Annotated in this window: 19 protein-coding genes, 1 pseudogene and 1 riboswitch; of the genes and pseudogenes, 8 read left to right on the top strand and 12 right to left on the bottom strand. The window is 32.1% G+C overall.

The genetic code is table 11. The annotated features are described in order from the left end of the window. Positions 1-108: 108 nt before the first annotated feature. From Q1B05_RS08905 to Q1B05_RS08895, 3 genes are all read left to right on the top strand, one after another. Complete coding sequence (locus tag Q1B05_RS08905) at positions 109-1,191, top strand: toxin-antitoxin system YwqK family antitoxin (protein WP_299779740.1); 1,083 nt, start codon at positions 109-111, stop codon at positions 1,189-1,191. 167 nt (positions 1,192-1,358) lie between these two features. Beyond that, positions 1,359-1,706: a hypothetical protein gene (locus Q1B05_RS08900; RefSeq protein ID WP_299779738.1), complete on the top strand. Its 348-nt coding sequence runs from the start codon at positions 1,359-1,361 to the stop codon at positions 1,704-1,706. 169 nt (positions 1,707-1,875) lie between these two features. Further along, positions 1,876-2,334 carry a hypothetical protein gene (locus Q1B05_RS08895; protein ID WP_299779736.1) on the top strand — a complete coding sequence of 153 codons (459 nt, stop codon included), beginning with the start codon at positions 1,876-1,878 and terminating at the stop codon, positions 2,332-2,334. A 513-nt stretch (positions 2,335-2,847) separates the two neighbouring features. On the opposite strand, the pseudogene Q1B05_RS08890 reads toward Q1B05_RS08895, so the two are convergent. Further along, positions 2,848-3,058: pseudogene (locus Q1B05_RS08890) on the bottom strand (IS110 family transposase); the annotation flags it as partial. Positions 3,059-3,141: 83 nt separating this feature from the next. Between Q1B05_RS08890 and Q1B05_RS08885 the strand changes: the two are divergent. Together Q1B05_RS08885 and Q1B05_RS08880 are read left to right on the top strand one after the other, a co-directional pair. Next, positions 3,142-3,744: a YkgJ family cysteine cluster protein gene (locus Q1B05_RS08885; RefSeq protein ID WP_299779734.1), complete on the top strand. Its 603-nt coding sequence runs from the start codon at positions 3,142-3,144 to the stop codon at positions 3,742-3,744. Positions 3,745-3,756: 12 nt separating this feature from the next. Then, positions 3,757-4,104 carry a hypothetical protein gene (locus Q1B05_RS08880; RefSeq protein ID WP_299779732.1) on the top strand — a complete coding sequence of 116 codons (348 nt, stop codon included), beginning with the start codon at positions 3,757-3,759 and terminating at the stop codon, positions 4,102-4,104. A 173-nt stretch (positions 4,105-4,277) separates the two neighbouring features. Here the strand turns inward: Q1B05_RS08880 and Q1B05_RS08875 are convergent, their stop codons facing one another. The 6 genes from Q1B05_RS08875 to Q1B05_RS08850 form a co-directional block, all read right to left on the bottom strand. Further along, a complete protein-coding gene (locus tag Q1B05_RS08875; protein WP_299779730.1) occupies positions 4,278-4,670 on the bottom strand; it encodes a DUF805 domain-containing protein in 393 nt (130 codons plus the stop codon). Between the two features lie 87 nt (positions 4,671-4,757). After that, positions 4,758-6,092, bottom strand: coding sequence for a DUF58 domain-containing protein (locus tag Q1B05_RS08870; RefSeq protein WP_299779728.1), 1,335 nt, complete (start codon positions 6,090-6,092; stop codon positions 4,758-4,760). A 4-nt stretch (positions 6,093-6,096) separates the two neighbouring features. Then, a complete protein-coding gene (locus Q1B05_RS08865; RefSeq protein ID WP_299779726.1) occupies positions 6,097-7,101 on the bottom strand; it encodes a MoxR family ATPase in 1,005 nt (334 codons plus the stop codon). A gap of 4 nt (positions 7,102-7,105) precedes the next feature. After that, complete coding sequence (locus Q1B05_RS08860) at positions 7,106-8,311, bottom strand: hypothetical protein (protein WP_299779725.1); 1,206 nt, start codon at positions 8,309-8,311, stop codon at positions 7,106-7,108. Next, the gene (locus Q1B05_RS08855) at positions 8,308-9,042 is read right to left on the bottom strand and encodes a hypothetical protein (protein WP_299779724.1); all 735 of its coding nucleotides are present in this window, start codon (positions 9,040-9,042) and stop codon (positions 8,308-8,310) included. Before Q1B05_RS08855 ends, Q1B05_RS08860 begins: the two co-directional genes overlap by 4 nt. Further along, on the bottom strand, positions 9,042-10,007 hold the full coding sequence (locus Q1B05_RS08850; protein ID WP_299779723.1) for a stage II sporulation protein M: 966 nt from the start codon (positions 10,005-10,007) through the stop codon (positions 9,042-9,044). Before Q1B05_RS08850 ends, Q1B05_RS08855 begins: the two co-directional genes overlap by 1 nt. A gap of 21 nt (positions 10,008-10,028) precedes the next feature. Between Q1B05_RS08850 and Q1B05_RS08845 the strand changes: the two genes are divergently transcribed. Further along, complete coding sequence (locus tag Q1B05_RS08845; protein WP_299779722.1) at positions 10,029-10,841, top strand: RDD family protein; 813 nt, start codon at positions 10,029-10,031, stop codon at positions 10,839-10,841. A 143-nt stretch (positions 10,842-10,984) separates the two neighbouring features. On the opposite strand, the gene Q1B05_RS08840 is transcribed toward Q1B05_RS08845, so the two are convergent. Both Q1B05_RS08840 and Q1B05_RS08835 read right to left on the bottom strand, forming a co-directional pair. Further along, positions 10,985-11,914 (bottom strand): DUF302 domain-containing protein, encoded by a 930-nt coding sequence (locus Q1B05_RS08840; protein WP_299779721.1) that lies wholly within the window; start codon positions 11,912-11,914, stop codon positions 10,985-10,987. Positions 11,915-12,163: 249 nt separating this feature from the next. Beyond that, positions 12,164-13,132 (bottom strand): TIM barrel protein, encoded by a 969-nt coding sequence (locus Q1B05_RS08835; RefSeq protein WP_299779720.1) that lies wholly within the window; start codon positions 13,130-13,132, stop codon positions 12,164-12,166. Positions 13,133-13,401: 269 nt separating this feature from the next. On the opposite strand from Q1B05_RS08835, the gene Q1B05_RS08830 reads away from it, so the two are divergent. Then, a complete protein-coding gene (locus Q1B05_RS08830; protein ID WP_299779719.1) occupies positions 13,402-14,742 on the top strand; it encodes an ATP-binding protein in 1,341 nt (446 codons plus the stop codon). 13 nt (positions 14,743-14,755) lie between these two features. Here the strand turns inward: Q1B05_RS08830 and Q1B05_RS08825 are convergent, their stop codons facing one another. From Q1B05_RS08825 to Q1B05_RS08815, 3 genes are all read right to left on the bottom strand, one after another. Further along, positions 14,756-16,063, bottom strand: a complete 1,308-nt coding sequence (locus Q1B05_RS08825) for a Na+/H+ antiporter NhaC family protein (RefSeq protein WP_299779717.1) — start codon at positions 16,061-16,063, stop codon at positions 14,756-14,758. Between the two features lie 47 nt (positions 16,064-16,110). Continuing rightward, a riboswitch (SAM-I-IV-variant riboswitch) is annotated at positions 16,111-16,209 on the bottom strand. A 213-nt stretch (positions 16,210-16,422) separates the two neighbouring features. Next, positions 16,423-17,157: a flavodoxin family protein gene (locus tag Q1B05_RS08820; protein ID WP_299779715.1), complete on the bottom strand. Its 735-nt coding sequence runs from the start codon at positions 17,155-17,157 to the stop codon at positions 16,423-16,425. Positions 17,158-17,272: 115 nt separating this feature from the next. Then, positions 17,273-17,710: a DUF6789 family protein gene (locus tag Q1B05_RS08815; protein ID WP_366944348.1), complete on the bottom strand. Its 438-nt coding sequence runs from the start codon at positions 17,708-17,710 to the stop codon at positions 17,273-17,275. A gap of 347 nt (positions 17,711-18,057) precedes the next feature. Between Q1B05_RS08815 and Q1B05_RS08810 the strand changes: the two genes are divergently transcribed. Next, positions 18,058-19,365, top strand: a complete 1,308-nt coding sequence (locus Q1B05_RS08810) for a nitrate/nitrite transporter (protein WP_299779711.1) — start codon at positions 18,058-18,060, stop codon at positions 19,363-19,365. Positions 19,366-19,700 lie beyond the last annotated feature (335 nt).

Raw genomic sequence — 19,700 nt, 5'->3', positions numbered from 1 at the left:
ACTACAATTCTTAAACACGTTATAGTTCTCCTCTTTTTCTAGCTAAAGTTATTTAATACAAACTAAAGAAACACGTTGTGTATAATTTAACCAAACCAATCTGCTAAATTGAAAATACAATATTTACTACTTCTATTTTTAATCTTTAATTCTTGTAAAGAAGATATTTCCAATGAAAAATACAGGAATGAAAACTATGTGTTTTATCAAGAAAATGGTAAAGCTGGAAAATGGCAAAAAATAAATCCTGATTTGGATATAAAATTACCCAAATCTTTTTCGACTTACTTTTTTCCAAATGGTAATAGATATTTAGAACTTGAGGTAATTGACAGTTTCCCAAACAGAATTCTTAAATTTTACAATTTGGAAGACAAATTAGTACGCACAACTACTTACAAATTAGATTCGATAAGTAAAACAGTATATGAAAATGGATATTACAAGGGCTATCACTCTAATCTCAGATTGTTACAATCAGAGGGACTTATTGAAAATGGAATGTTTCAAGGAGAATGGAAATTCTACAGAAAAGATGGCAAAACTGTAAAACAAATTATTGGATACAACAACGATAATTATAATGGAATTAGAATTGATTATTGGGAAAATGGTAAATTAAGAGATTCCGCAAAATATGTGAATGGCAAACTCATGGGAAAAGCTTTTCATTATTATGAAAATGGAGCTTTAGAAGAAATCAACTTCTTAAATGACAATAAGGCTCACGGTAAATCCATTCGTTATCATTCTAATGGAAATTTACAAGCAGAATGTAGCTATTGGAACGGTGAAAAAATTGACACGTGCAAATTCTATTACGAAAATGGAAATTTAAAAGCGCTTGACATAATAAAATTGGACACTATTTCACGCTCATCGACTTGGGTTACTCATAGATATCTTGAGAATGGTAAACTGGAAAAAATTTTAGAAATGAAAGATGGAGAGCCAAATGGCAAAGCCAAATTATTCTACGAAAACGGGAATTTAGCTCAAGAGTTTAATATCAAAGGAACTGTAAAGTGTGGTGAAGTTAAAGTTTATTATGAGACTGGAGAATTAAATTACACTGGTTTTGCAAAAAATAATTTATTTGATGGCGAGATAAAATATTATAATAAAAAAGGCAAGTTAATTAAAACAGTAATAGGGGAAAACGGAATAGCAACTGACTCAATAATTCATTAAAAACTACACACAACAACGTGTAAGCGCAATAACGGCCGAATTTCCTAATCGGAAATTCAACTCGTTTTGCTAAATTAGGTGCGTCAGCGGAAAGTACTCGTGCACTTTCCCGTTACTGACGCTTACACAAAACCGTTGTACACAATGCAAAAAAAAACTGAACAAAAATGAAATACGCTGAATTTAATATTGAAAACCATAAAATAGAATTTCTGAATTCTGTATTCGGAATTGAAAGTGTTTTATTGAACGGAAAAATGATTTCTAAAAAATTCTCATTCTCTGGAATTAAGCACAAACTTAATCTGAATTCTGAAAATTTTATCTTGAAAACTAAATACAAACAGTTTGACAAGAGAGAAATTGAGATAGAATTATTAAAAAATGGAAAGACAATTGAAAAACAAATAATTCAAGCGGACAAAAAACAAAGAATTTACTGGATGTTAATTGGAACTGGATTAGGAATTGTAGCGTATAAACTCTTGAATTTTATAGTTGGAAGTCTGAATTAAAAATTAGAACAGAAAAAGCACTGTTTACAACAATGGCTATAAGTAATTGCTTGTTCTCGCATACTTCTGAAAATCTTCGCGGATTTTTAGTTTGGTGTGTACTTGCAAAGTTAAGTGCTAACCCACGCCACTAATTATAAATAAGACCGTTGTAAGTAATTTGAGAAAAATGCTAACCATACTATTAATTCTGTCATTCGGACTTTTTTCTTGCAAGTCTGAAAAGAAATACTCGGACTATAACGAAACCGATTTTTATGAAGTTCAAGGAATTATAAATTATGCAAATCCGACAAGTGACCCTTTCGACAGTACAATCGAAAAAAATGTGAGTTTCACTTATTTTTTAGACCGACCAAATCCAAAAACGGGAATTGAGAATAACTTGGAAATGTTTGAAGCTCAAAATGGATATCCATTAATAGTTCTTGTGCATAAAGAAGACGAAAACATAAGTTTTTATGGTCGAGTTGGAATTCTTGAAAATTTGAACGTGAAGGAAAAAGAATTTCTATCTAAGCACTTCGAAAAAGAAATGTCTAAGCTAAAGAAAAAGACACCTGAATATATTTATAACGCACTAATAAAAGACTCTATTAAAGAAAATAAAACGGACAAAAAATTATAAAACTTGCTTAATTTGTCTATTCAGTCAGGATAAAAATTGATCATAAAAAAGAAAGAAACTAAGGCGCTTCAAATATTTTTTCTTTTCTCAGGTTTTTGAAAGGTAACAGATAATAAAAAATTCACTAAAATGAGAAAACATGTAAGTTATATATTAATATTTATGCCATTCCTAGCATTGCTGAGGGACAGGATTTTCTGGGATATTTTCTTGATGCAGTTGACTTGGTAAAAGTTTTTAGTATTTGGATAATTACGGTATTTATTTTAATTAAAATCTTGAATTTTTATAAGTCAAATAAACTAAAAAACGAAGTAAAAAAATCATTTGGATTACAACCGGAGCTTTAGCATTATTAGTTTGGTTAATTATAAAACATGATTCAAATCCATATAAAGGACCGATTGATTCAATTTTCAATAAAACTCAAACTGATAAAGAAAATTAGAAATAATTAAGAGACAAATAACTACTTACAACAACGTACTGTGGTAAAAAACAAGTAAAAAGGCATTAATTTTCCACTAAAACACTTCTATAATTAGTATCATAGGTTAATCCTGATTTGGCTATGGCAAAAGCCTGTTTTAGTGAGGGTATTACACACGACTATTAATGCTAATTTTTTACTCTTTCCTTTGGCAACTAATCGGTTGTATATTGATCTAGCACATCTACATAATTCACTGCCACTTGTAAAACGTTCAAAACCGTCTGTTAAAACCCACTCATTAAAACCTTATTAATTTATTTTAAAGAATAAATCAAATTTCGTAAGAATATTAAGTCTACTTTCGATAAAAAATAATGTCGATAGAGCGTAAAGTTCAATTAGTAGAAAATCTTTTTTCTAAATTAGAACAAGAAACCATTCAGTTTAATCAATCATCAAGACTTAGTTGTGTTTCTGGCTGTGGAAAATGTTGTACTTATCCAAATATAGAAGCTTCACCTGTAGAGTTTTTACCATGGGCATTTCATTTGTTTTTAATTGGAGAAGCCGAAAAGACATTAGTTCAGCTTAATAAAAATCAAAGTCCAACTTGTTTCATTTACAAACCTTTATCTGTTATTAATCAAGGTCGTTGTAGCGATTATAAATATAGAGGTTTAATTTGTAGACTGTTCGGATTTGCTGCCAATACTGATAAATTTGGAAATTTAAGATTGGCTACTTGTAAAATTATCAAAGAAGGTCAAGCTGAGAATTATAATTCAACTGCCGAAGCAATAACAGAAGGTCTTTATGTTCCTGTCTTTACAGAATATTATATGCAATTAAATCAGATAGATTTTAACCTTGGAAGTCTCATTCTGCCTATAAACAAAGCTCTTAAAATGGCTTTAGAAGAAGTTTTACAATATTATACTTACAGGCCCTTTCTTCATTTAGGGAAAAAATGTGGTTAAAATTGAAAACTATTGCCTACTGATGATGATATTGATTTAGAAACTAAAATAATAGGGAATTGGAAGCTTATACAAATGACTGGTAATCTTCTAGATTCTGATACGCTAGGAGCAGATATGGAATGGCAAGAAACCTATCTGTTACAAGCCGACGAAACTTTTATAAAATTAAGAGATAGAGATGGAGTTATAACTGAAGCTTCTGGAACATATCATTTTATTAATAATTCTAATAAACCTTTAATTACAGTTACCTTTGATAATGAAAGTGAAATTGTTGGATCTTGTACGTCAAAATCTGAAGACATAATGAGTCTTGAATCTGAAACCATTTTTTTTAAGTTCTTGGAATACATGTGACGGTCCAGGAGTGATCTATAAAAAAATAGATTAAAATGATTTGTAACGCGGTATATAATTAGAGCTGTTGTTGTTGTGAAAAATAAATTAATAAAAGGCATGTAAAAAAGGTGTTATAATCATGAATGATCATAACACCTTTTGGTATTGTATACTTATGTAAAGGACTACAATTATTCTTTACCAATAGAATCTATAGCACTATCGTTTCCAAGTCCTTTAGGATTGTCTCCCCAGTTGTTAGGTCCAGATTCTCCATCTGTAACCATAAGAATAAGTAGCCAAATCCATCCAATTATAGGGATTAAAGACAATAAAAGATACCAGCCACTTTTACCAACATCATGCAAGCGTCTTACGCTAACAGCTATACCTGGAATGATAACAGCTAAAGAATACAAACCAGAAATTATAGCAAAAAACGATGTGCCCAAAACATAATCGAATAAGCTTAAAGACCAAGAAATAATCATGTTTATTAGAACAAACATCCAATATTCTTGACGTCTTGCACGTCCTTTAAAGTCTGCGTAATGTTCTTTTACTACTTTTAAATACCAATTCATTGTTAATTAATTAAGGTTAGTACTGCTAATGTAATAAATTTCTTTTTTTATTTAACAAATTCAATAAGTAACATTGTTTTTATTTAATTAAAAAAGCCCTCTAGACTTTAATTCTAAATATTTATTTATGGTGTCTCCTGTTAAATTTTGAGGTTCTGTTAATACCGATTGTATGCCATATTTTTGTAAAGCTTTTACAATTCGTTTTTTCTCGTGCATAAATTTCTCGGCAATAATAGTATCATATACATCTTGTATGTGCTCTGATTTTGAGTTTATTAACACATTTAATTCTGTGTTTTTAAAAAAGACAACTAACAATAAATGATTTTTTGCTAAAGCTCTTAAATAGGGGAGTTGTCGGTTTAAACCATCTATAGTTTCAAAGTTTGTATATAAAATAAATAAACTTCTGTTGGTAATTTTACGTTTTACTACTGCATATAAACTACTGAAATCAGATTCAGAAAAATCTGTTTTTATATTGTATAATGCTTCAGAAATTAAATGCATTTGCGAGTTTCTTTGTTCGGCAACAATAATATCTTCTACATGTTTAGAAAAAGTGAGCATCCCTGCTTTATCTTGTTTTCTTAAAATAACATCGCTAATGGCTAGTGTTGAGTTCACGGCATAATCTAATAAGCTAATGTTATTAAAATGCATTTGCATGGCACGCCCCTTATCGATCACAGAGTACACGGGTTGCGATTTTTCTTCGACATATTGATTAATCATTAACTGATTACGCTTTGCTGTCGCTTTCCAGTTTAGTGTTCTAATATCGTCTCCAGACACATACTCTTTAATTTGTTCAAACTCTAAAGAATGGCCAATACGTCTTACTTTTTTTGAGCCGTAAGATATGGTAGCATCTGTAAAGGCTTTAAAACTAAAGGCTCTTAATTTTAAAAATGAAGGATAACATTTAAGTTCTTTTTCTTCGCCTAGAATATATTTTTTAGTAGCTAATTGAAGTGGAGTAGATGCATAAGCATTTATATGTCCGAAATTATAAAGTCCTCTTTGTGTTGGTTTAAGGTTGTAATGAATGGTTTTACGTTCTTTAGTTTGTAATGTTAAATTAAAACTAAAATCGCGTTTTTGAAATTGAAAAGGAAGTTCTTCAATAATGGAAATATGACTTAAAAAAGCATATTTATTTTCGGTATGCAATGTGATTTTATTTTCATCGCCGTTAGATAATCTTTCAGGTAACACCCGTTCTACAGTAATGCCATGAGTTTTATTAAAAAGGATAAATATATCAACCAGAACTAAAAGCGACAGAATAAATAGCAGTATTTTAGAGATATAAAACACAATAGGTACAAAAAAACCGACCACAAATAAGACTGCAATACCAGCTAAAATGTAGAAGAATCTATGGTTTAAAAATAAAGCACTGTATAGTTTTTTCATTGGGCTATCTCGGAATCTCTACGGCTTCAATAATTTGTTCTATAATTTGTATGCTAGATAAACCTTCCATTTCTCTTTCTGGAGTTACAATAACTCTGTGCTGAAGCACAGGAATGGCTGCTTTTTTAATATCTTCTGGAGTTACAAAGTCTCTACCTTCAATAGCTGCAAACGCTTTAGAGGCTTTTAAAATAGCAATACTGGCTCTTGGCGATGCTCCTAAATATAAAAAGGAGTTAGATCGTGTATTTACCACGATATTGGCAATGTATTTTAATAAATTGTCTTCTAAGTTTATTTGATTGATTAAGGCTCTATAATGTTCAATTTTTTCTCCTGTAATTATGGCTTCAATTTTTTCAATCTTATTGGCGTTTACTAAAGCCTGTTCTCTAATAATAATTTCTAATTCTTCGTTGGCCGTAGGGTATTCGACATTAATTTTAAAAAGAAAACGGTCTAATTGTGCTTCAGGTAATCTATAGGTGCCTTCTTGTTCTATAGGGTTTTGGGTAGCTAAAACAATAAACGGTTCTTTCATTTTATAGGTTTTACCATCTATAGTTACTTGCTTTTCTTCCATCACTTCAAACAAAGCGGCTTGAGTTTTTGCAGGAGCTCTGTTAATCTCGTCTATTAAAATCATGCTTGAAAAGATAGGGCCTTTCTTAAATTCGAAATCGGATGTTTTGGCATTAAACACAGAAGTCCCTAATATGTCTGAAGGCATTAAATCTGGAGTAAACTGAATTCTGCTAAAATCGACATCCATGGTTTTAGATAATAATTTAGCTGTAATGGTTTTTGCGACGCCAGGTACACCTTCAATTAATACATGTCCATTTGCTAAAAGGGCTACAATAAGCAAATCCATCATGTCTTTCTGGCCAACAATTACTTTTTTTAATTGTTTTTTAATGTTGTGAACAGCTTCTTGTAATTCAGAAACATCTATTCTATTTTTAAATTCTATATTTTCTGAAACTTCAGTATTAATTTGTTCTTCCATTATGTTATTTATTAAAGAAATTTTCTATCATTTTATTTAGTGTAATTAATTCGTTTTCAGAACATTCATGTTTCTTGTTTAAATCAATTATAGTGTTAATTAGATATTTTGTACTCTGTAATTCGTTATTAGATTTTAATGCTAGATTTTGTATAAACTGACTGTTTAAATTGGTCGTGTTTATTAAATAGTTTTCTCTTACTTTTTCTAAAAAGTAAGCAATTTTCTTATCGACTAAGTTTTTATGATCTTTTTCTTTGAGATATAAATTAGAAATGGTTTGAGCAAACTCTATTGTCGAATTTTGTAGAGGCTTTATAATTGGAATAGCTCTTTGTTTTCGTCTGGCATTAAAGAGCATAAACAGCAGTAATCCAATGCTAGACACGGCTAAAAACCATGATAAAGTTTCGTGCTGTAAAAAGAATTTAAAAATAGATGCTTGGTTATCTGCTTTAGGCGGACTATACTGACTCGATTTTATTTGCGGATCCCATAAAATGTCTCCAAACGGTATATAAGAAAACAGATGTTCTGCATAGGTTTCTCGTCCGTTTATCATATTAAAATTTGTAAAAACAACAGGGTTTGTATGTAAATATATAGCCCCTTCGCCATAATAAACCTTTATAAAATTGGGTTGTTTTTTTCCATCGACTTCTAGTGTGCCTAGTACAATGGTCGTGTTGGTATTATATGTATCGAAATAATGTTTTCTGATGTTTCTATCAAACTGAAACGTATCAGTTTTAAATGCTTCATCTTCTAAATACAGTTTGCCTTTCAAGACTTTTAAATCTTCTGGAGTAGATGCGTATTCGTTTAGGTTTTTGGTCGTAAACTTTAAAGTGTCTTTTAAGTGATTATCAAAATAATTGAGTGATAAAAAAACAGAATTACCTCGTTTTACATAGTCTAATAAATAATCTTCACCATCTGGATCAAGTTTAGTGGCTTCAGATTTAATACAGATGTAATTACCAAAATTATCTTCTTTGACATGTTCAAAAAGATAGTCGTAAATATTTTCTTCTAGATAATGTACATCGGTATCGAATAGATTGTCAGCTTCATTATAAACAATATAAGTACCAAAAGGGCTCTTGTTTTTCTCTTTAAAGTTTTCGTGCCAATCTGTTTTATTACAACTGGTTAAACTGCATAAAATAATTAGAAAGAGGTAGGGTTTTATGTGATTAATGAAACTCAAAGTATAGCATTAAAAATGGATTTATATTTCTTTTCTACCGTCTTAAAGGTCTGGGAATCTAAAGGGAACTCGCCGTACCAAACATAGCTGTATATGTAAGACACGTCGGAAAATTGTGATCTAATCTTTTTATTTTCAATTTCAAAAACATACTCGGTATTGGTTTTGTCTTTATGGTAGGTTATGGTCTTTTTATCTGATAATTTTTTTAATAAAGACAAGTAATAATATCGAGTTGCTAACCTGAAATCTCCTTCTGAAATCGCTTTTTCAAGGAGCGTGTTAAAATCTGTATCGTGAATATCTTCGTCTTCGTATATTAGTTTGTCGGCAACTTTTTGGGTTGAATTTTTAAAATTCCAAAAACCAACATCAGATCCGACAAAGGTTTTTATAATAATAAACACAATAATAGCGCCTAAAAGAAACGGAAAAACTGAGGTCATGAAATGTAAAAAAGCAGATAAAAAATTAAAACTATCTGTAGGCAGTTTTGGATTCACGGCTTCATTTTTATCGGCTTTAGGTGCTTTTACATCATCTACGTATTTAAAATCTTTGTCGTTATATTTTTCTTTTAAATTGATTTTATAAGACCTATTCGCTGTTATGTTCGTGTTCTTATTGTGCACGATTGAATCTGTTTCTACTTGAAACACATCTTGAGACGATATAGCAAAGCCGTAAAAAGGAGTTAGAGATAGTAGTAGGATTAAAAGTGTGCTCTTCATTATCTTAAGGCGTGTTTTTTTGCTACTTGAAATGGTAGAACGAGATAATAATAACTAATAGATGCTAGACTAAAAATAATAATAGCAAAACACATAACGACTGGCATTTTATTAGAATATCTAGTAATATAGCCTTCTAAAAGTGCTGCCATAATGGTAAAGGGAATGGTACTTATAAAAATAAAAAAGGCTTCTCTAACACCTATTTTAAACGACTGAAATCGTTTTAAGGTACCCGGAAATAGTATACTTGCGCCAATAATATAACCAGCTGCAGCCTCTATAATCATTCCAAAAATCTCGTAAGTTCCATGAATCCATATGCCTTTTATACTATCGAAAAAACTATTGTGCTGATAGAAAAATGCTTGAAAAACAGCAACCATAATGGCGTTGTAAACAATGTAAAATCCGGTACCTATACCTAAAAACAATCCAGAAAGAAACATATTTAAGCCTACACGTTGGTTGTTATCGTAAATACCAATAAACGTTCCCCAATTGCTACCGCCTTTATAAATGGCCATAGCATCTCCGCTTTCTATATTTTCTAATGTTTGGTCTATGTAGTTATTTCCTAAAATCTGTCTAGCAAACGTATCGTCGTTAAACGTAGACAGTAGTCCTATAAAGAAACAGATAAAGAAGAATATAAATGAGATATAAATATATTTTCTATGCTTGTAAGTGAGCAGCGGAATGGTGTCGAAAAAAAAATTAAAAGCAACATTTTTATGTCTTCGCTTTGTATGATATACCGTATCGAAACTAGATTTTGCTAGTTTATTTAAATAGATAGTCACTTTACTTTTAGGGTAGTAGGTTTGTGCATATACCAAATCGTTCATGATTTTAATATGCAAATTGGCAATATCGTCTGGGCTTTTTTTATCTTTATTTGAACTTATTTGCTCAAATTCAAGCCATTTTTCTTTATTTTGCTTTATAAAAGCGACTTCTCTCATTAAGGCGAATTTAAACATTGAATGAAAAGACTCCAAATAAAAACAGCACAAAATGTAGACATCAATTTTACTATGGCAAACGTCGGCCAGCGGTTGTCTGCTTTTATAATAGATAACGTTATAAAAATAGCATATATCTACTTTGCTTATAAGTATTTAGACTTTCATGTGATTGAAAACACACTAGATCACGATCAATGGTCTATAAAGGCCATAGATATATTAATTTTATTACCAGTGACGTTTTATTCTCTTTATTCTGAACTATTATTAAACGGACAAACCATTGGTAAGAAACTACTTAAAATTAAAGTGATAAATATTGATGGCTTTAAACCCTCAATTACAGATTATGTTATCCGTTGGTTTTTAAGGACTATCGATTTTAATTTCTTCTCTTTAATCTATGTTTATATAGCTTCATTAGGTTTGGGATCTAGGTACGAACTCTTAATAGTGATTTTTATTTTAGGAAAACTTGTTGGTTTTTTCATGATCTTATTTACAAATAAAAATCAGCGTTTTGGAGATATAATGGCGAATACGGTTGTTATTTATTTGAAAGACGATGTGAAGTTTTCGGATACTATTTTAGAACAAATTACTGATGCTTATAAGCCTATTTATCCGTCGGTTATTCGCTTGTCTGATAACGATGCTCGAATTATTAAAGAGACGTTTAACATGGCGGCTAAAGTAAACGACTATAAAACGCTTGTTAAGTTACGTACTAAAATTATAGAAGTTACGGGTATTAAATCTGCACATAAAAACGATAAGGAATTTATAGATGTGGTGTTAAAAGATTATAACTATTATACACAAAGTATGTAGTAAAAATGAATGGGAACGCCTGTTTCTTAAGATGCATATTTTTGTCAAATCACAAATTAATAATTAAAGTCTACATAACGTTACAAAAAAGACTCCCTATAATGACTTACAAGGGGTTAGAATGGTATAAATTAGGTGTTATATTATTCTTCTAGCGCACCAGAAGCTGCAATGTTTTGTAATGCATTAGAAATTGTTGTTAAAGTGGTATCGTTATTATCGATATCATGGCGTTCTGCAATGTAATTTGGATTGTTGTAACTTATTTTTACTTCACCGTTAGCATCTTCATAGACTAACATTTTTTGAGGTAAATCTAAAGCCGTTGTTCTAGATTCTACCATTAAAGGGGTGCCTAATGTAGGGTTTCCAAAAATAATAAGTTTAGCCGATGTTAATTCCATGTCTACACCAGCTGCATTAGCTTGGTGATCTAATTCGGCAATCACGGTTATAGGTTCCAAACTGTTAAGTGTATTGATAATGTTGTTATAAGTCGTATCAAAATCATTGGGGCTAGATAGTGTAATAATACCAGTGTCATTATCGGTGTCCACAGCGTTTAAAATAGCGTTTTCACCAGTGGCTGTATTTACAATAGAGGTTAGGGCGTTTTCAATCATAGTTGTCGTTGAAACCTCTCCAAGACCATGTCTGTTAATAATATAATCTACAGAATTGTAAGCCACTACGGTTTCTCCATTTTTGTCTGTATATACAGTAATGCGTTGCGGAAGATCTAGTCCTGCTAGAATATTCTCCTGCATAAGTGGTGTACCTAAAGCAGGATTTCCAAAGTAAACAGTTCGTGTATAGTCTAAGTAAAAATCTGTGTTTTGGGCGTTTACAGAATGGTTTACCTCAGCTATAATTCCAATATTGCTATTCGCGTTTAAAGTAGAAATGATAGTGTTGTATATTTCTGAGGGTGCATTGGCAGTTTTTACATATCCTATACCTTCGGTATCTGGTGTGTCCTTATCTTGATTCTGATTGCTGGAATCGTCATCATTACAAGCAAAAAGCAAAACTAATGCACTTAATAAAAAGGAAGTTAAAGATGTCATTTTCATATGTTCTAGTTTTTTGTTTGTCGAAAATAATACAGGATGCTTTCTTTTATTAACGTAATCCCTTATAATCTTAACTAGAATGCTGTTTCAGTATGCATGTATTAAAATAACATATAACATGATTGCCTTACGTATATAATTCGTATTACAGTGTTACATTACTAATAAGTCTTTAAATTGTTTAAAAACAGGTTTTTGTGATGTATTATGGTTTGAATATGTATTTCTGATTTATCATTATTATAATTGTTATTCCGTTTGACTCCATGTTTCTCTAATAAAGGCTAAATCTTTTTTAATACGAGCTAAGACTTCTTTTTTAGGTATTGTAATTTTGTCTAAACCACGTTCTGCTCCGCCTAAATCATATTCAACATGAAGGGATACCGGTACATTAATTTTGTATTGTTTTAACAACGAAAAGTAACGTTTAAAATCGACCATACCTTCACCCATAGGAACATTTACAGGTTCCCATTTTCCGTTTACAACGCCCCATTTTACATCTTTTAATACAATGGTATTTATATAGGGTCTTATGCGTCTTAAGCCCAATTCCCAGCTTTCGCCACCTTCAATAACAGCGTGTCTAATATCATACTGACTTCCTAAAAATTGACCTTTGGTGGCTTCTAAAATGGGTATTAAATCCCAAATAGGTGCTCCCACATTTTTACCTGAATTGTTTTGATAGCCTCCAATTAGACCTAAACGTTTATTCAGTAATTCTAAGGCTTTGGCTTGTTTGGCATACAACGCTTGACTGTCTTGTATGGATCGATCTTCAGGATATTTTAACCATGCAGTACGGTAATGTGTAAACCCTAACGGACTGGCTGTTTCTAATACTGTTTTCTGGATGTTATTGCTAATATCCCAAACGTTAGTCGACATTAATTTTGGGGTTAGTCCGTTTGCTTTCATGGCTTCGACGGCCTTAGGTAAGTCATCTGTGACGCGTTCGGGTAAAACATGTCCTTTTGGTCGAACAGTTAAATCTAAGCCATCAAAACCCATCTCTACAGTTGCTGCAGACATTTCGTTATAATCTAAAAATTGTAAATGTTTTGAAAATAAATGAACATTAAGTGCTTCTGGAGCAGATGCAGAGAACACATCTAGGTTGTCCTGAAAGGCCATTAAAGGGATGCTCGCTAATCCTAAGGCTGAAAGTTTTGCAAAAGATCTTCTAGAATATGGTATAGGTGATTTACTCATTTTTAATTGTGATTTTTAACTCCATTAAGTTACTTGTTTTTGGTGAAACTGTAATTCAATTTTAAAAATAAATAGTGACTATATTATCTTTTAAAAAGGAAAGGTGTTTTACGAGGCCTAAAAATGAATGCGCATGGATTAACCGGTTACAAATCATTAAAATAATTCATATATTTCAAGACGTTTTAATAATCAAATTTTTATAATTAATATCTAAATTGTATCTTTAAAAAGGAAGTTGTTTACTTTCTATAATTCCCCAAAACCGAATGAAAAAACAATACTTAGACGATAAAAATAAAAGTTCTGAACAGCAAGAATGCGGTATAGGCATTGAGGCTGTACAAGCAGAAAAGGATCGTATTATTGAACGTCAGTTGCGTTTTCAGGACTTATTAATAAGTATTTCTACAACTTATATTAATTCAGATTTATCAGATATTGATTTGCTTATTCAGGACTCTTTAAAGCAAATTGGAGAATTTGTAGAATCTGATAGGAGCTATATCTTTTCTTATGATTTGGTAAATAATACAAGTTCGAATACTTACGAGTGGTGCGCTGAAGGTATAGAACCCGCCATAGACAATTTGCAAAACATTCCAATAGATTATATTCCGCAATGGGTTAAAGCTCATAAAAAAGGAGAGGCGTTCTTAATTGAAAACGTTAGCCTACTTCCCGAAGATGGAGAATTTGGTTTACGTGCTATTTTAGAACCTCAAGGCATTAAAAGTTTAATTACTATTCCCAAAATAAAGAACAATACATTAATAGGATTTATAGGTTTCGATTCGGTTAAGAAAATTAACGTGTATAACGAAAACGAGAAAGATATTCTTTTTGTATATGCCAACATGCTTGTTAATGTAATTCAGAGAAAAGAGCATGAAGAGCAAATAAAAGCGCAGGAAGCAAAGAAAGAAGAATTGTTAAAAAACCTATCGCTTCAAAATGAAGAGTTAAATGAATATGCACACGTGGTTTCTCATGATTTAAAAGCCCCGTTAATTAACATTCATACTTTAGTGGGCTGGTTTATGGACGACCATAAGGATGTTTTGGATGAAGCGGCCTTAAGTTCGTTAAAACATGTGTTGTTTAATGTTGAAAAAATGGATTTTCTAATTAAAGGTATTTTAGATTATTCTACTATAGATAAACTAAAATCAGAGCATTCATTAATAGATTTAAATACAATCACTACAGAAGTTTTACAAACCCTTTTTGTTCCAAAACACATCACAATAACCATTCAAGAAGAACTTCCTAGTGTGTATGGCAATGGTTGGAGATATAAGCAAGTGTTTCAAAACTTAATTCAGAATGCAATAAAGTATTGTGATAAAGCTGAAGGTACTATTGATGTCGGGTTTACCGAGAAAGCCGATTGTTATGAGTTTTTTGTAACAGATAACGGCATGGGAATTCATCCCAATTATTTTGAAAAAGTATTTAAAGTATTTACTAAATTAGAAAGCACAGGATCGTCTTCTGGTGTTGGGTTGTCTATTGTTAAAAAGATTATTACAAACTATAAAGGTCGTATTTGGTTAGACAGTAAAGAAGGTACGGGTACCACCTTTTATTTTACGTTATTAAAAGCATAAGACACCTTGTTGTTTAGTGCTTAATAAATGTTAAGGGTTTAAAACTTACAAAAGCCACTGTATACACGAGTAGTAAGAGTAAATACCACGCATTACTTACTAAATCGAGATAATCTATTCTGCCTTTCGAAAAGCTTAAAATCATTAATACTTGTGCGCCGTAAGGTAATAACCCTTGAGAAATACAGGAGAAAATATCTAAAATAGAAGCTGTTTTTTTATTGTCTAAACCATATTCATCATTAATGGTTTTACTAATTGGTCCTGCTATAATAATAGATACGGTGTTGTTTGCAATGGCCATATTAATGCTGCTCACTAAAGTTGCAATACCTAACTCGGCTGTTTTTTTACTTTTAATTAGTTTTCTAATGTGGGTTAAAATATAATCAATACCTCCATTTTTCTCAACTAAGGCTGCGAGTCCGCCAGTAAGTAAGGATAGTAAAAAGATTTCGGTCATGTTTGTAAAACCTCCATATGTAATTTTAGTGGCTTCTAATAGTGTGAAATCGCCATAAATAATACCTAAAATCCCTGCAGATAGAGTTCCTAAAAGTAAGGTTACAAATACATTAACACCCACTACCGAAAGTATAATAACAAAAAGGTAAGGCAGTATTTTTATAACGGAATAGCTGTACACTACAGTTTCTGTATCTGCCGATTTTAAGCCTAAACCTTGAAACACTAATATAACTATGGTAAATAAGGCAGCAGGTATTGCTATTTTAACATTCTGCTTAAACTTATCACTCATTTTAACCCCTAGAGATTGTGTTGCTGCAATGGTTGTGTCTGAGATTACAGACAAATTATCTCCAAACATGCTTCCTCCTAATAAGGCGCCACATAAAATGGCTAAATCGGCACTGCTTTTATCAGCAAAGCTTACCACAATAGGTGCTAAGGCAACAATAGCCCCCACAGAAGTTCCTGTAGATACAGATAAAAACCCTGCAATAATAAAAATACCCACATAAATATATTGAATGGCAATATAGTCTAATCCCAGATTTACAATAGCATCTACACTACCTGTTTCGCTTGCTATAGCAGCAAATGCACCAGCCAGTAAATAGATTAAGCACATGGTTAATATTTTATTATCGCCACACCCTTTTAATAACGTATCTATTTTAGATTGAATAGACTGTTTAAACATTACAAATGCCACGATAATCCCTCCCATAACAGCAATAGGTGAGGGCAAAGCATAAAAATCGTCTTGATAGATGCCTACTCCTAAAAACGTAAACACGAAAACGAGTAACGGAATTAAAGCAGAAAACTTAGGGGTATTTGGTATTGTATTTGCCATGATTTATTCATTTTTAAAAGGAGAATAGTAGCAAATTTGTAGAAAACTGAATTAACATTTGTTCCAAATAATTGGCTTATCTATTTAGCACCTTGCTCGTTATTGCAGGTTGCTATCTCCTTTAATTGAGATTCTTGATAATTATTTTAAGCTGGCGAAAATACTATATAAAGTGATACGATACCTTTAAAAAATGTTAATTTTAATAGGCTGTTTTCATGTGAAGCGTATTAGATTGTTCGTTTTATTTAAGCCTTAGCCGTTGAGATTAATGTATAGCGAGATTTAAACTTCAAAACAGAAGAATAAAAAGCTTTAATATTGTTGTAATTCACAAGATTAAAGCTTTTTAAGTGTGTTTATCTGTATTCGGGATTTGAGAAGTTCCAACGTGTGCCATCATCCCAAGCTTCCCTTGAATTTCCGTAAGCAGGATAACCGTCTTGTGCTTTTAATATTTTAGCTAAATGCATTAAGTTATAACTCATAAAGGTTGTATTTCTGTTGGTGAATTCTGAGTCGTAACCTACTGGTGGATTTATAGCTTTTCCTTTCCATTCGGTATCGCCATAACTAGGTCCAGGGCCGACAGAACCAATCCAACCGGCATCAGCTTGTGGCGGAATGCTATACCCTAAATGTTGCAATGCATATAACATACCCATCGCACAATGTTTTACACCATCTTCATTCCCTGTAATGATACAACCACCAGCTTTGCCATAATATACATATTGACCTTTATCATTTTGGTAGCCACTCATGGCATACAACCGTTCTATTAATTTAGAAGCGACCGAAGAGCGTTCTCCTAGCCAAATAGGAGTTCCTATGACTAAAATATCGGCAGCTTTAATTTTTTTGTAAATGCCTGGCCATTCATCTTTTTCGTAGCCTTCTGTAGTCATATCTGGTTGCACACCTGGAGGAATATTGTAGTCCGCTAGGCGTATGGCTTCAACAGAAACCCCTTCAGATTTCATAATATTTATAGATACATCCATAAGATTACGGGTATGACTTTCTGAGGGTGATTTCTTTAAAGTACAATTAACAAATACGGCTTTTAAATTACTAAAATCTATGTCTTTCATGAGTTCTTGTGTAAAATTAGTATTGATTTTATATGATGTAAAATATTAATAATTAAATGTTAATGAATTGATTACGTGGTTTTTGTTTTATGACTGATGATGTTTTATTGCTATATTAAAAGGCGTAAATTAATTTGTTTTTTCCAATTACTTTAGCGGTAACTATACCAAACACAATATGTCCGATAAGCATCGCTATTAAACGCAATGGCATAGCGCCCTTTATTTGAGGTATTTGGAATATCATGCCCATGACTTGCATGCCTATTTGTGCAGTAATAAGAGCAAGCATACCAAATACAATTCCTTTTAACCAGATATTGTGTATATGTACTTTGGGAGCGAAAACAAATCCATATCCCAAACCATAGAGTATTCCGATCACGAAATGCATCACCCATCCTAATACCATAGAAACTCCCATTGCACCCGATAATAACTCCCAAGGTGCCATTTTGGGCATTCCCATATTTGGTGCGATTACCATAATGATTGTCATTGCTACGGTTCCTAAGATACCCGCTGCTACATACTTTGCGATTTGATTATTCATATTACTTCTATTTTGATGTATTCAATCTGGTATATTTTATACCCGAGACTGTACTTCTGAATATGGTTTTACCAACATTCATATCAATATCATTAAAGTTAAAGCTCCTTTATGGGTTTTATTGATGCATTCCAATATACTATTGCCGTTATTCATGTGGCGTACGTTTATTATGCTATTTAAAATCTATTTAAGGACTTATAAGATCAGTTAAACACTTGCATAGGTCTGTTTTTTAAATACAATTAAATATGCCTAAAGCGTTTAGCATTTAATGTTAAAAAAGAGACGTATTACCATAGGCTACTGAATTAAATCGCTTACTTTTATGGTACTTAATTCATAGTATGTCTACGGCTAATAAATTCTCGCTTGTCAATCCTAAAACATTCCCTTTTTTTTACGGTTATATCATTCTTTTTATAGGAAGCATTGGTGTGCTTGCTAGTATTCCTGGACAAACTGTTGGTGTTTCTGTATTTACAGATCCGGTAAAAGATGCTTTGGGGTTAAGTCGGAATCAGTTTAGTAATGCCTATATGTTAGGAACGTTATTAAGTGCGTTTTTTGTCTCTAAAGCCGGGCGATTATTTGACCGTTTTGGAGCGCGTTATGTGGCCTTTGCAGCAACCATACTTTTAGGATTATCGTTAGTGTTGTGTTCTATTTCTGTACAGATTAGTGAACAGCTTAAATTGCTGTTTCAGGTCTCGTCTTGGATGGTTCCTTTTGGCGTAATGTGTGTGTTGTTTTTCTTAATTCGGTTTAGTGGTCAAGGGGTACTGACAATGGCATCGCGAAACATGATTATGCTGTGGTTCGATAAAAATAGGGGGAAAGTTAATGCTATTAGTAGTGTTACGGTGTCTTTGGGGTTCTCGAGTTCGCCTTTGGTGATGAATTACCTGATAGAAAATCATGGTTGGGAACGCAGTTGGCAAATTCTAGCCGTATGTTTATTTATCTTTAGTTTTTGTATTCTTCAATTGTATCGGAATAAACCAGAAGACTTTAATTTGGTTCCGGATGGCGTACAGAAGGTTATTAAAAAAGTAGTTGACGTTCCTAAAAAAGCCGTCAGAGATTTTACCTTAACAGAAGCCAAAAAGACACGAGGATTTTGGATGTTTGGTTTAGTTATTTCCTTTAATAGTTTCTTTGCTACAGGATTTACCTTTCATGTGGTGTCTATTTTTGCAACTCAAGGTTACACCAAGGCACATGCCATTGCTATTTTTATTCCTATTTCTATTATTGCTTTATCGGTATCTACGTTTTGTAACATACTAAGTGATTATATTAGTCATAAAATATACTTGTACGTCATGTTGGCTGGTGGTGTTTTAGCATCTTTAGGGTTATTGTTTCTAGCAAACCCAATGGGCGTGTACGCTTTAGTGGCAGGTTTGGGTATTATGAGTGGATTATTTGCTGTAATAAACGCTGTAACCTGGCCCCGATATTATGGGCGTTTACATTTAGGAGCGATTACCGGAAAAGTGATGAGCTTTTTAGTGATAGGTAGCGCCATTGCACCAAGTCTGTTTAGCTATTGTTTTACCGCTTTAGGGTCTTATAGCTATATTAGTTATATCGCCTTGGTGTATTTGTTATTTTTAATATTGGGATCTGTAGCCGTTAAGAATCCTCAGTAGTTTTTGTATGATCAGTAGTATCAACAAGACTCTCTAGTGCATAAAATAAGCGATTTTTGGCATTATCTTGCGACCCAAAAATAGAACGAAACAGTTCGCCTTGTTCCGAAATGAGTATCCATTGTGGGGTGCCTTCAGCATGAAATTGATCGAATACCTGATGCTGTTTGTCAATGTAAATAGGAAATGGTATTATCCTGTAAGCGTTATCATTAAAAAAGGGAAGGGCAAGGTTTTAAACTTTAGTTGGATTTTAAAATTCTTAGGTTTAGCCTTTGGTTATATGATAAGTGTTAAATCTAAAAAAAATACTACATTGCATCTATGCACTTTTT

The sequence above is a fragment of the uncultured Formosa sp. genome (assembly GCF_947500765.1).
GTDB lineage: Bacteria > Bacteroidota > Bacteroidia > Flavobacteriales > Flavobacteriaceae > Formosa.
The sequence above is the reverse complement of the archived record's forward strand: the minus strand, read 5'-3'. Positions and strand labels throughout refer to the sequence as shown.